The following is a 12,366-nucleotide window of genomic DNA, read 5'->3' as shown; positions in this document are numbered from 1 at the left end:
TGCCGCGAGGCATTCTTCCTTCCGCCGCATTGCCTCTCCGCAAGGCGGAGTGGTATTGTGGTCTTCGAAACACAACTCCGGGGTTCCGGCGGAGCACTACTGGGAAGAAGGCACCCGCCCTGAAGGGGCGGAAAAGAATGCCCCGCGGGAAGTTCTTTCGACGCAACGGACTGTGCGGGAAGGTTTTCCGCACGGATTCCGCCATTCTCCCATCACGAGGAGGGTCTTTCATGAATGTGGAAAGAGTGTCCATCCGAGGTTCCTTCGGAGACGAAAAGGTCCTGCTGCATCTCGTCGGGACGGATTATCCGGGGCCGCTCGTCCTTCTGTTCCACGGCGTCCACGGGTGCGCCGACATGACCGAGGGAAACAAGTACGGGGACATAGCCCGGCTCCTCCTGAAACAGCGCATCGCCTCCTGTCTCGTGGAAACAAGCCGCCTGCGCCGGGACCGGGATACCTTCGGGGAAGACCGCGACAGTTGGGCCAAAGAGGCTTTTCGGGGCAAAACCTTCTCCCAGGACCTGTGGGACATCTTCGCCGCCTTCCGCTACGTGCGGACGTGTTTTCCCGAACGCCCCCTCTGGCCCTGGGGATTTTCCCTCGGAGGAATCGAATCGCTGTTTCTTCTGGGAAGCACTCCGCCGCACGTCCCCGGCTGCGGGGAGCTTCCGAAACCGGACGTCTCCGGCACTCCATGCCTCTTTGTCTCCGGAAGCGGCGACGCCCTCAGGCCCGAGGCGCAGGAAAGCCGGAAACTTCCCATTCTGGACTCGCTCTTCGCCCAGGAAAACCTGCACGAAGCCGCCCGGAGGACACGGGTGCAGCATCTCACGGTGTTCTACGGCAGCGAGGATGCCACGTTCCCCGAGGAATCCTGCCGGAGGCTCGCGAACCTGGTGCACTGCGAGGGCGAGAACAGACGCTTTCTAGTCCTCGATGGGTGCGACCACTCCTTCCGCACGCTCCGAGGCGTCCCGTCCCAGGAACCGATCCGGCACATGTGCGCTGTCGTCACGGCGCTTCGGGACACGCTCTCTCCGGAACTGCGCCTTCCGCCTCAAACGTAGATGTTGAAACTCTCCCCCGTGTCGAGGGGGTGAATATCCCGGAGACGCCCTTCGTCCACCACGACGGAAATGACGTATCCCGCCCGTTCCCCGTTGGTGTCGATGCGCCCGAAGGCTCCCAAGGGAACGGGCGTGGAGGCGATACTGCCGATGAGTTCCGCGAACAGGGGAAGAAACTCCAGAGCATTCATCGAAAATTCCTCCTCACGGCGGTGCTCGCAGGGAAAGAAACTTCCTCGGAGAGCGGCGTCACTCCTTCCGCTCCGTGCGGACCCGAAAGAGAGTCCGCTCCAGAAGCTCGCGGAGCGCCGCGAATGTGAACGGTTTGGCCAGATAATCGTCCATTCCGGCGGCAAGACAGCGATTACGGTCGTCTTCCATGGCGTTGGCGGTCACGGCTACGATGGGGGTGTGCATCGCTGCTCCCTGGCGGCGGCGCATCTCCCGGGTCGCCTGGTAGCCGTCCATGACGGGCATGGAACAATCCATGAACACCAGGTCGAAGAACTCCTTCTCGAACCGCTCCAGCGCTTCGACCCCATTCGCCGCGACCGTCACCTCGCACCCCATTTTCCGGAGCATTCCCTGGGCAACCGCCTGGTTTACCCGGTTGTCCTCCACGAGAAGCACCCTGGCCTTGAGTTCCGGAACGGGAGGAAGGGCACTCCGGCGCCTTCTCCGATGGCCTCCGCTTCGTTCCGCACTTCCACCGCTCTCTGTATCGGCTCTGTTTCGCAAAAGCCGTACCAGAGTGCTGTGGAGCAGGGAGGAACGAACGGGTTTGACGAGACAGACCCGGGTGTTCTCCTGCTCCCGGGTCATCCGGATTTTGTAGGCCATGGAGGCGAGCAGGATCACCGCAGGAGGCGCAGAGAGTGCAGTCTCCTGAAGTGCCCTCACCAGCGCGTCGCCTCCCGAAGGGGGGATGTCCTGGTCCACCACGAGCACGTCGACGGGAAGCCCCTTCTTCTCCGCCTCCCGGAGAGCCGCGCTCGCCTCATCCGCCGAGAACGCACTTTCACAGGACATTCCCCACCATCGCAGATACTCCTCCAGGACGAACACACCGAGGAAATCGGGGCGCACCACGAGCGCCCGCTTTCCGAGGAGTTCCGGCGTTTCTTTCTTCGCGTCGTCGCTCCTTTCATCCAGAGGGAGGGGAAGGAGCACTGTGAAGACACTCCCCTCCCTCTCCCGGCTCGACACGAAGATGGTTCCTCCCATCTGCTCCACGAGATTTCGGCTGATCGACAGTCCGAGCCCAGTGCCGGAGTGGCTTTTCGAGGCAGAGGAGTCTCCCTGAATAAATTTTTCGAAGACGTGACGCTGCGCCTCCATGGACATGCCGATGCCCGTGTCGGAAACGGTGAGACGGAACACGCCGTGTCCCTCGCTCCGCTCCGGACAGCTCACATGGAGGAACACGTACCCTTTTTCAGTGAACTTGATGGCGTTTCCGAGCAGATTGACCAGTACTTGGCGGATACGTCCCGGATCTCCCTGAACACGGCGTGGCGCAGCGGGATCGAAGAAGACGAAGAGGCCGAGGCGCTTCTCCTCCGCTTTCGCGGAGAAGAGCTGTCCAACCCCTTCGACAAGGACGGAAAAATCGAAGGGAAAACGGTGGAGTTCCATCTTTCCCGCCTCGATCTTCGACAGGTCGAGAATATCGTTCAGAATCTCCTGGAGGGAAGCGGCGGATTCCCGAATGGTCTCGATCTGATCGCGCTGCTCCACATCGAGTTCGGACATGAGCACCAGTTCCGCCATCCCAATGATACCGTTCATGGGAGTGCGGATTTCGTGGGACATGTTCGCCAGAAATTCGTCCTTCGCCCGATTCGCCGCCTCCGCCTCGGAGGCGAGACGTCTCGCCAGCGCCTCCGCGCGCTTACGCTCCGCGATTTCCTGGAGAAGCACTCGGTTCGCCCGGGCAAGATCTTCAGTCCGCTCCGTCACTCGCATCTCAAGCTGGTCCCGATACTCCGAAAGTGCCGCTTCGGAGCATTCGAGATTGTCGATCTTTCTCCGAAGTTCCTCGTTCAAGTTCCGGACCATTTGGTACAGCTCCAGGTTTTGCAGTACGCTTGCCGTACTGTTGAGCACTCCTAAAAAAAACGCGAGGGACATGTCCAGCGCCTCTTCCGGCATCGCTTCCAGAACGCCCATGAAAACACCCATGGTACGGTTCGCCGCCGAGACGGCGGAAAGGAGCAGGAGAGTTTTGCCGTCCTCGGCGGCCACGATGAGCGGCTTCCTCCGGTCCACGAGCCAGGCGAAGGTACGGTTCTCGATGAGACATTCCTTTTCCCGTTCCAGAAAGGTCATCGCGTCCGGAGGATCCGCAAAGGCACAAACGATCTCCGAACCACCCTCGGCGAAAAGGAAAAAGGCGACGGCCCTAAGAGGCAGAAGCGCTCGGATCCGCGAGACCGCCTCGGAGAGTACCGCCTCCGCACCGCCCTCCCTGTCCACGATCATAGAGTAGTCCGTGATCCTCGTGGCCGCTCCGAGAACGTTGAGAACGGCCTTCCGCTCCTTTTCGAGCCTCCGGACCCGCTCCCTCAGATGGGATACCCGTCTCCACCTCGGAGAAGTTCTTCTTTCGGACATGCTTCATTCCTCCCCGGGAAAGCCTCTCCGGGCACTCCTCACCGCACCCTCGGACGGGATCACATCAAATGCGGCGACGCTCCGAAGGAATCACCCGATCCGTTCCCAACCATCGAGATCACCCCAGGTACACGCTCCTCCCGCAAAGGTGAAACGGACCTTGACGTGCAGAAGCTCTTCCTGAGGCATGGCGAAGAGATCGTCCTCGAGAACGGCAAAATCCGCCAGGCACCCCGGCGCGAGCCGCCCCAGGTCCTTTTCGCGACCGACCGCCCGGGCAGGGGTGGTGGTGAACATGTGGAGCGTCTGGTCCAGACCAAGCTTCTGGTCCGGCAGGAAACCACCCTCGGGATTGCCCGCGTCGTCGGTGCGGTTCACCGCAGCCCAGACGCCTCGCCAGGGATTCAGGGATTCCACCGGGCTGTCGCTGGATGCGGAAAGCGGAATTCCCGCCTCCAGGAGCGTGCGCCAGGCATAGCTCCAATTTACCCGGACAAGACCGAGACGGAGGGGAGCAATGCCCAGATCACTCGGTACGAAGGAGGGTTGCACGTCCCCGAAGACGGGCAGCGCGGCGAGGCGCGCCACCTGATCCGGACGACACACCTGAAGATGGTTGATGCGGTAGGGATAAGGTAGAGGGGGCCACGAAGCGGATTCCACCGCCGCCAGAGCATCCAGGGCCTGGTCCAGAGCGGCGTCCCCAATGGTGTGGATCAGGGTCTGCAATCCCCGAGCCCGAGCCTCCCGAAGCAGCCCGATGAGATGTTCCAGGCTGTGGTTCAGAAGCCCTCTGTTGTCCGGATCGTCCGCGTAAGGCTCGGAGAGCGCCGCCGTGCGGGCGCCGATGGTACCGTCGAGATAGAGCTTGTACCCCTGAAAGGTGACCCATCCGTCGCCGAAGCCGCTCCGCAGAGGAGGCACGGGAAACTTGTCGTGATAGGAGAAGACCCGCACGGGGAGCTTGTTCTTTCGGAAGAGTCCCTGATAGAGGTCAAGTCCCTCTTCCATGCCGTAGTAGTCCGCGCCGCAGGGATGGATAGAGGTGACGCCATAGCTCGCGAGTTCCCTGCAAGCGTCGCCCAGGAGTTCCTCCATGCGCCCGCCGCCGAAGAGCTCCGCCTTCATGGTCTCCAGGAGGGGAAAGGCCGCTTCCTCGAGCAGGACGCCATCGTGGTCGCTCTCCGGAGAGCCGATGAGCCCGCCCCGCAGAAGAGCCCTGCCGTTCGCCACGTTCACGTGGGTGCATATCCGCTGCAACACCACGGGCTGGGAAAGTCCGAGGCCGTCCAAGTCCCAACGATTCGGCATGCGGGGATCGTTCCACCGGGCGTTGTTGAACTTCACTCCGTAGATCCACCTGTCGGGGGGACAGGTGGCGGCGGCGTTCCTGATCCGCTCCAGAAGATCTCTCAACGAAACCGCATCCTCGAGATCGAGGGCGAAGCGTTGTTTGGCGTACATGTTCAAGTGCAGGTGCCCGTCGGTTATTCCCGGGACGACCGACTCCCCCGACAGGTCGAGGGAACGCGCATCCCTCGCGGAGGGATGTCGCTCGATCTCATCGGTGGTACCCACCGCAACAATTCTCTCCCCGAGGACGAGCATCTCCTCCGCCCGGGGGCATCCGGCCTCGCCGGTCCATAGTCTTCCTCCCCGGATCCGTAAAGCGCGCATCGTTCTTCCTCCCTCTCCGTCGCTGTTTTTGAAAGACTTGTGCGGCATTTTCGGAAGAAATATGTTCTTCTTTACGCTCCATGGTGCCTCAAAAGAGGCAGCACCGCAAGCACTTCCGCAAAAAAGGCCATGGCGAGAGACACGCTCTTTTCGAAGCCCTCATCCCCCTTTGCATCTCCTCTCAAAATCTCCTCCGGAACCGTGGTTGTGCTCGCCTTCTTCAGAAACAGGAAGCAGCCGCTCCTTTCCATTCACAGGGACGAACCGGCCCTTCCCCCACCATTCTCTCTCCTTTCGCAGCGCTGTCCGGAACTGCCGTTTTGTCCACCTCTGCCGGATTGAGACAACAACCGCTTCTACTCTGTACTTTGTTCCAGAGAAAAACCACGCTGCGCGTGACCGAGGACATTTTCCCTATCCCGTTCCAGGGGTGACATTATCACTGTCTCGTAACAAGCAAAAAAACCGGCATTGACTTTCTCGCGATTTTTTGATAAATTTCAGCACCATAAATGTTGATCATTTCTGCACCGTACAAGAGAGGGGTTGTGTACGTGTTTCGTCTTTCCGCAGGACAAGGAAACGCGTCTTTTTATTTTTACTTTTGGTACGCCACCTGAGGGCTCCCACCTGAAACGGTCGGTGCAAAGGCGGACGTGCCGAACGAAACTCAGGCCGGGTAGCCCGAAGGAAAGGGCTCCCGGCCTTCCTTTTTTCTCGGCCCCACACCACACGGAAGAAGAAGGAGACGACGTGATGTCCACAGAACACATTTCCGAAAAAAGAGCCTACGGACAACTCACCGAAGAGGTGCTGGAGGAGATCAGGGGAATCCTCGGCGAGAAGAACGTCTCCCTGGATCCGGAGAAACGGCAAACCTACTCCTTCGACCAGGTACCGAGGGGACATTGGGAGAACACATTTCTCTCCGACGTAGTGGTTTTTCCCGAGACGACGGAGCAGATTGCGGCCCTGCTCGCCCTCGCAAATCGCCTGCGCATTCCCGTGACACCCCGGGGAGCCGGCACGGGGCTCTCGGGAGGCGCCATTCCCCTGCACGGAGGCATCGTCCTCTCCACGGAGAAGATGAATCGCATCCTGGAGCTGGACGAGGACAACCTCACCATCACGGTCGAACCCGGGGTGGTGACCGCGGAGATCACGAAGGCCGCCCGCACTGCGGGGCTTCTCTACGCGGGAGATCCCTGCAGCGGTGATGCCTCTTTCATCGGAGGCAACGTGGCGGAGAACGCCGGAGGCAACAAGGTGGTGAAGTACGGCTCCACGGGAGCCTCGGTGCTGGCCCTCGAAGTGGTTCTCGCCGACGGTTCCGTCACCTGGTTCGGCGGCAAACGCCGCAAGGACGTGACAGGCTACGACTTCGTCCATCTCCTCGCCGGTTCCGAGGGAACCCTCGGGATCATCACGAAGATCATCCTCCGCCTCCTTCCCCTGCCGACGAAAGTAGTGGATCTTCTCGTTCCCTTTCCCGACACCGACACGGCGGTCGCTTTCGTCCCACGGATCATGATCGAGGGAAAGGTCATCCCCGCCTCCATCGAGTTTCTGGACCGCAGCGCCATCCGTCTCGTGGAGGACTATCTCAGTACCCGTCTTCCCCACGGTAATGCGGGAGCCCATCTCATCATCCAGCTCGAGGGCAACGACCCCGAAACACTCGCGGACGAATACGAGCGCATCGGAGAACTCTGCTTCCGCCACGGTGCGATGGAGGTCTTCGTGGCAGACAACCGGAACGTGCGGGACAAGCTCTGGAAGGCCAGGAAGGCCGTCGGCGAGGCCATGGTGGCGGGATTCGTCCAGAGCGCCCTGGAGGATGTGGTGGTTCCCACGAGCGCGGTTCCGGAGCTGATGCGCGAGGCGACGCGCATCACGGAGACGCACGGCGTGGAGGGAATCAATTTCGGCCACATCGGAGACGGAAACATGCACGTCAACTTCGTCATCCGAAAACCCCGTTCGGACTGGCACGAGGTGATGGACCGGGCACTCCGCGACCTTTACCGCACGGTGCGCCGCCTTGGAGGGACCCTGTCGGGAGAACACGGCATCGGCCTGAAACGGAGGAAATACATGGAGGAGGTGATGGATACGGCCCAGATCGCACTGATCCGTCGCGTGAAACAGGCGTTCGATCCCAACAACATCCTCAATCCGGGAAAGATCGTGCCCGACGTGTAGAAAAAAGGCGAGTCGAGCGGAGTATGCGGAGCAACACCGTTCAAAAGTCCTCCGCGGTGCGGGAAACGGGGTTCTCTTCCGAGGCTGCGACAACCGTCGTTTTTTCGAGGAAGAGAAGTGAAAAGGATTCCAAGTTCGAGAAGAGAGCGGGAGGTTTCAAGATGAGCGTGCAGTTGACCATTCTCGTAGGCTACGTCATTCTTCTTTCATTCATATCCTGGATCGCCACGCGGATCCAGCGAAGCGGCAAGGGCGGTGCGCTGGACTATCTCCTGGCGGGACGACACCTCCCCACTCCTCTCGTGGCGGCCATGCTGACCGGCCTTGCCATCGGCGGTGCCTCCACCGTGGGCGTCGCGGAAAACGCCTACGTGCGCGGCCTTTCCGCCGGCTGGTATAACGCGGCCTGGGGAGCCGCGGGTATCCTCGCGGGGCTCTTCGCGGCAAAACATTTCCGGAAGATGAACGTCAGAACCGTTCCGGAAATGATGGGGCGCATGTTCGGGCAGGGAGCGCGCACCGTCGGCGTGATCGCCCAGCTCCTCATCCTCATGGTCATCACGGCCCTGCAGTACGTGGCGGGCGGAGCAATCCTCACGGCCCTCCTGCCGGACATCTTCACCTTCCAGACGGGTATGTTCGCCTCGGCCCTCATCTTCATCTTCATCACCGTGGTCGGCGGCTACTGGGCCGGAGGGCTCACCAACGTGGTCAACGTCATCGTCATCTACGTGGGCATCTTCGCCGCACTTCACGGCAGCAGCGCCTCCTTCGGCGGATGGGACACCATCATCGCCGCGCTCCCCGCGGGCAAACCCTGGTTCGACTGGACCTCCGGCGTCGGCACCGCGGTAGTCACCGCCTGGATGGTGGTCATGATCACCCAGGGCTTCTCCGTCCAGGCCATCAACCAGATCGCCTTCGCCGCCAAGGACGAAAAGACCGCCCGCAACGGCTTCATTCTCGGCGGCATTCTCATTCTCCCCGCGGGCTTCCTCTGCGCTCTCTTCGGCATCATCGCCGCGTCCCAGTTCCCGGGCCTCGAAAAACCGGCCCTCGCCCTTCCCTCCATCGCGGCACACATCAGCCCTCTCGTGGGAGGACTCTTCCTCGCCTCTCTCTGGGCGGCGGACATCTCCACCGCGGTGGGACTCCTTCTCGGAAGCTCCACGCTGATCGTGGAGGACATCTGGAAACGCTTCTTCCCGGGAACGATCGCCCCCGATCGGGAAGTGTTCGTCTCCCGCATGGTCGTCCTCGCCGTGAGCATCTGCACCTTCCTCATGGCCCTCACGGTCCGGGGCATTCTCGTCACCATCACCACCGCGCTGGCCATCACCGCCTCCTTCACGCTGCTCATTCTCGCCGGCATCTACACGCCTGGTCTCTGCAAGCGCATTGCGGGCTTCTGGACCATTTCGGCCTCCATTCTCGTGTGGCTCGCATGGACCTTCGTTCCCGCCATCCGGGTGGTTCCCCACCTGGCCTACCTCGAATGGCCCGTCTGTCTCGCCGTGTTCCTCCTCTGCGCGGTCCTCGGCAAGGAACCCGCCAAGAGCCTTCTCGTATCCGAGACGGCCTAACGGCGAAACCGACCCGAACGAAGTCGCTCTTCCGAACGCCGCCCCGGGGGGCCAGCGGGAACCGCCCGCACACCTCCGGGGCGGCATGCGGTACGCCCCCGCCGGGATCCGGGAGAAGGCTTTGCGGAAAACCCGGAAAGACGCTACCATCCTGAATGGACCCGATCCGAATCGACGACAGAAAGCGAGATGTAGTCCATGAGTGTTCGCATCACCTACAAAGAACTGCTGCAGTATACCCGGGAGGTCCTCAGGGCCTTCGGCTACTCCGAGGAGAGGGCAGAGCTCACCGCCCGCATCCTGGTGGAGGCGGACGCCCGGGGCGTCGCATCCCACGGCGTGGCGAGGCTCGCCTTCTACGAGGCCAATCTCCGGGGAGGACACGCAAAGCTCGACGCGGAACCGGTCATCGTGCACGAAACACCGGTTTCGCTCGTGGTGGACGGAAATCAGGGAATCGGAGCCTACGTGGCGGACTTTTCCATGCAACACGTGCTCCGGAAGGCCGAGGCGACGGGGACCTGCTTCTGCGCCGTGCGCAACTCCAACCACTACGGGATGGCCGGGCTCTGGGCGGAAATGGCGGCGGAGCGCAACATGGTGGGCATGGCTTTCACGAACACGAGACCCTGTGCCATCGCCACTTTTGGGAAACAGCACGTCCTCGGGACGAACCCCATCGCCGTGGCCATCCCCGCCGGAAAGGGAAGGCCCTGCTTCCTGCTCGACATGGCCACCACCGTGGTGGCTCACGGCAAGGTCGAGGTCTGCCACCGCAGAAACAAACCCATGCCTCTGGGGTGGGCCGTGGACGCCGAGGGGAAGGGTACCACCGACGCCACCGCCGTGGTGAATCTCTTCCGGCAAGAGGGAGAAGACATGCTTGGGGGACATCTGCTGCTCGGCGGCGAGGGGGAGGAACTGGGAGGCCACAAGGGATACGGGCTGGCGCTTCTGGTGGAACTCCTCTGCTCAGGGCTCTCCATGGGCACCTGGAGCGCCCACACCTTCAACGACCAGGGAGCCTGCATCACCCATTTCTTCGGTGCCTTCCGGCTGGACCTCTTCGGAAACGGGGACAGCATCGCGGAACACGTGGGAGGCATTCTCGAGGAAATCCGAAGGGGAAAACGGGTGGAGGGACAGGATCGGATCTACATCCACGGGGAGAAGGAGACGGAACGCCGGGCCAAGGCACTCGCCGAGGGATTCGAGCTGGACGACGCGACGGAAACCCTGCTCGGCACGTACGCGGAGCGTTACGGACTGACACCGCCTCGCTTCCTTTCCTGAAAAATCGTTTTCCGCGCCGGGAGTTCGCGGCGGGATCCCGGCGCGGAGACGTCTTTCGCGCATGCCCGGGGCATCTTTCCGCGCTCCCCCTGGAGTGTCCGACCAGCGTGGAAAAGAACCGCCCTTTCAGCCTCCGGAACACGTCGGCGGTATCACCCCCGGATGACCTTTTTCACGCCCCGGGCGGTAAACCACGCGGCACTCCGCTCCACCTGATCCCCCTGAAGCACGACCACTCCCTCCTCGACCCTGGATCCGCATCCCAACCCCTTTCGGAGCGCACAGGCGAGCCCTTCCGCGAGAGGAACGGGAACTCCCTCGACCACGGTCACGGTCTTACCTCCCCGCCCCTTCCGCTCCCGGCGAAGGACAACTCTGGGGAGGGTGCTCAGATCGGAAAACCCGCCCTCGTCACCGCGGACGGAGGACACGCCGTTTTTCGAAGAAACCGCGCCATCGGCGGTACAGGAGGCGTCCTCCCCCGGAGGGTCGGTCCGGGAACCGCCCGGCTCGCCGAAGGCGAGAGCAAAGGGATTCGGAAGGGGTTCGTCATGACCGGCAGAAGATTTGTCCGTTCTCTTCGACATGGCTGTCTCCCTCCTGCGTTGCTTCCGCGTCCGGCTCAGGACAGGTCGAGGCATCTGGCGATGTAGAGACCGGCCGCCTGAAGATCGACGATGCGGCAATTCCCTCCGCTCTCTTTCACCAGCACCTTCGGCTGCAGAAGATTTCCATCGCCCGTGAGCGCCACGGTCCCCACGGTGCCGTCGGAGAGTTCCACCACCGTGCTGGGCGGATAGATGCCCACGCCGGAGAGCAGAACGTTGCAGATCCCGGGATCGAATCCGGTTCCGCTGTTCGCCAGAATGATGCTCAGCGCCTTTTTGGCCGATACGGGCTCCTTGTAGACCCGCTTCGTGGTGAGGGCGTCGAAGACGTCGGCGACACCGACGAGCCGTGCGAGAAGGGGGATCTTTTCCCCCTTCAGCCCCTGGGGGTAACCCGACCCGTCCCAGCGTTCGTGATGACTCAGAATGCCCGAGAGCACAAGGGAATCCTCGACACCGGATTCCTTCGCGAGAGTGAAGCTCAGCTCCGCGTGGGTCTTGACGAGATCGAACTCTTCGTCGGTGAGGCGCTCCGGCTTGTTCAGAATCTCCCGGGGAATCCTCGCCTTTCCGATGTCGTGGAGAAGTCCCGTCGTGACAGCGGTCTTCGTGATGTCGTAGGCCAGCCCCCTGGAGCGCTGAACGCATTTCGCCAGATAGCCCGCGAGAAGCCCCACGTTCAGCGAATGGACATAGGTGTACTCGTCCGCGTCGTGGGCGACGCCGAGGGAGAGAAGCACCTGAGAAGATTTGTGAATCTCCTCGCTGAGCATGCGTCCCGCATCCTCGATCTCCTCCCGGGGAAAGGTCTTGGCATCGTTTCCCGAGAGCGCCCGATGCACGCCGGAGAGGCGATCCAAGACCTTGCCGCTCACTTCCCGGTCGATCTGGCGCACCGACGGATCGATGTGATCGAGGAGCGTGGTCATCTCCTCCACGGTGACCTGGGCTTCGAATTCGAGCTTGATCTCCCGGACGCCCCAGGAACGCAGTGCTCCCGTGATAATCTCCGCCTTTCTGGCGAAATTCTTCAGGGGGCGTCCTCGGGAGACGATGAGAATGCCGTCCTCGGGAGAGACGATATCGTTCACGAGCACCGCCTCGGGATAGCGGAACATCTCCTCTACAGGAACCGTTTTGGCATAGGTATTTCGTTCTTTCACGACCTTCACCTCCGCGCAAGCCCGCTCCTGGTGACGGAAAGCCGGCCTGATGGGAAGGCGCAGGAATGCTCCCCCGCGTCTTTTGCCCGCAAGCATATCGCATTGCTGCATCCTTCGCAAACACGGTAAGCGTTGGTTTTTTCGGCGCGCCTCGGAG

At 61.8% G+C, this 12,366-nt stretch carries 9 protein-coding genes; 4 read left to right on the top strand and 5 right to left on the bottom strand.

The features are described 5' to 3' along the window. The first annotated feature begins 230 nt into the window (after positions 1 to 230). Entirely contained in the window at positions 231 to 1,070 is an 840-nt protein-coding gene (locus tag K349_RS0113210; RefSeq protein WP_029166239.1) for an alpha/beta hydrolase, read from the top strand. On the opposite strand, the gene K349_RS0113205 is transcribed toward K349_RS0113210, so the two are convergent. The 3 genes from K349_RS0113205 to K349_RS18220 all read right to left on the bottom strand — a co-directional run bounded on the left by K349_RS0113205 (position 1,061) and on the right by K349_RS18220 (position 5,360). Beyond that, positions 1,061 to 1,261: a hypothetical protein gene (locus K349_RS0113205; protein WP_029166238.1), complete on the bottom strand. Its 201-nt coding sequence runs from the start codon at positions 1,259 to 1,261 to the stop codon at positions 1,061 to 1,063. The two genes, K349_RS0113210 and K349_RS0113205, sit on opposite strands and share 10 nt — an antisense overlap. 58 nt (positions 1,262 to 1,319) lie before the next feature. Beyond that, positions 1,320 to 3,683: a response regulator gene (locus K349_RS17275; protein ID WP_029166237.1), complete on the bottom strand. Its 2,364-nt coding sequence runs from the start codon at positions 3,681 to 3,683 to the stop codon at positions 1,320 to 1,322. Between the two features lie 90 nt (positions 3,684 to 3,773). Then, positions 3,774 to 5,360 (bottom strand): amidohydrolase, encoded by a 1,587-nt coding sequence (locus K349_RS18220; RefSeq protein WP_169731355.1) that lies wholly within the window; start codon positions 5,358 to 5,360, stop codon positions 3,774 to 3,776. A gap of 756 nt (positions 5,361 to 6,116) precedes the next feature. Here K349_RS18220 and K349_RS0113185 point away from each other — a divergent pair. From K349_RS0113185 to K349_RS0113170, 3 genes are all read left to right on the top strand, one after another. Next, a complete protein-coding gene (locus tag K349_RS0113185) occupies positions 6,117 to 7,562 on the top strand; it encodes an FAD-binding oxidoreductase (RefSeq protein ID WP_034265739.1) in 1,446 nt (481 codons plus the stop codon). 161 nt (positions 7,563 to 7,723) lie between these two features. Next, the gene (locus K349_RS0113175) at positions 7,724 to 9,145 is read left to right on the top strand and encodes a sodium:solute symporter family protein (RefSeq protein ID WP_029166233.1); all 1,422 of its coding nucleotides are present in this window, start codon (positions 7,724 to 7,726) and stop codon (positions 9,143 to 9,145) included. Positions 9,146 to 9,343: 198 nt separating this feature from the next. Further along, positions 9,344 to 10,438 carry an Ldh family oxidoreductase gene (locus K349_RS0113170; RefSeq protein WP_029166232.1) on the top strand — a complete coding sequence of 365 codons (1,095 nt, stop codon included), beginning with the start codon at positions 9,344 to 9,346 and terminating at the stop codon, positions 10,436 to 10,438. A 152-nt stretch (positions 10,439 to 10,590) separates the two neighbouring features. Here K349_RS0113170 and K349_RS18215 read toward each other — a convergent pair whose 3' ends face one another. Both K349_RS18215 and K349_RS0113160 read right to left on the bottom strand, forming a co-directional pair. After that, positions 10,591 to 11,025, bottom strand: a complete 435-nt coding sequence (locus K349_RS18215; RefSeq protein WP_029166231.1) for a translation initiation factor — start codon at positions 11,023 to 11,025, stop codon at positions 10,591 to 10,593. A 35-nt stretch (positions 11,026 to 11,060) separates the two neighbouring features. Beyond that, on the bottom strand, positions 11,061 to 12,209 hold the full coding sequence (locus K349_RS0113160; RefSeq protein ID WP_034266134.1) for an HD-GYP domain-containing protein: 1,149 nt from the start codon (positions 12,207 to 12,209) through the stop codon (positions 11,061 to 11,063). Positions 12,210 to 12,366 lie beyond the last annotated feature (157 nt).

This window comes from Aminiphilus circumscriptus DSM 16581 (assembly GCF_000526375.1).
GTDB classification, from domain to species: Bacteria; Synergistota; Synergistia; order Synergistales; family Aminiphilaceae; genus Aminiphilus; species Aminiphilus circumscriptus.
The sequence above is the reverse complement of the archived record's forward strand: the minus strand, read 5'-3'. Positions and strand labels throughout refer to the sequence as shown.

Bases quoted from the DNA above. Each gene is read 5' to 3' on its own strand.
- K349_RS18215 (WP_029166231.1), bottom strand. From the start codon at position 11,025: ATGTCGAAGAGAACGGACAAATCTTCTGCCGGTCATGACGAACCCCTT.
- K349_RS0113205 (WP_029166238.1), bottom strand. From the start codon at position 1,261: ATGAATGCTCTGGAGTTTCTTCCCCTGTTCGCGGAACTCATCGGCAGT.
- K349_RS17275 (WP_029166237.1), bottom strand. From the start codon at position 3,683: ATGTCCGAAAGAAGAACTTCTCCGAGGTGGAGACGGGTATCCCATCTG.
- K349_RS0113175 (WP_029166233.1), top strand. From the start codon at position 7,724: ATGAGCGTGCAGTTGACCATTCTCGTAGGCTACGTCATTCTTCTTTCA.
- K349_RS0113210 (WP_029166239.1), top strand. From the start codon at position 231: ATGAATGTGGAAAGAGTGTCCATCCGAGGTTCCTTCGGAGACGAAAAG.
- K349_RS0113185 (WP_034265739.1), top strand. From the start codon at position 6,117: ATGTCCACAGAACACATTTCCGAAAAAAGAGCCTACGGACAACTCACC.
- K349_RS0113170 (WP_029166232.1), top strand. From the start codon at position 9,344: ATGAGTGTTCGCATCACCTACAAAGAACTGCTGCAGTATACCCGGGAG.
- K349_RS18220 (WP_169731355.1), bottom strand. From the start codon at position 5,360: ATGCGCGCTTTACGGATCCGGGGAGGAAGACTATGGACCGGCGAGGCC.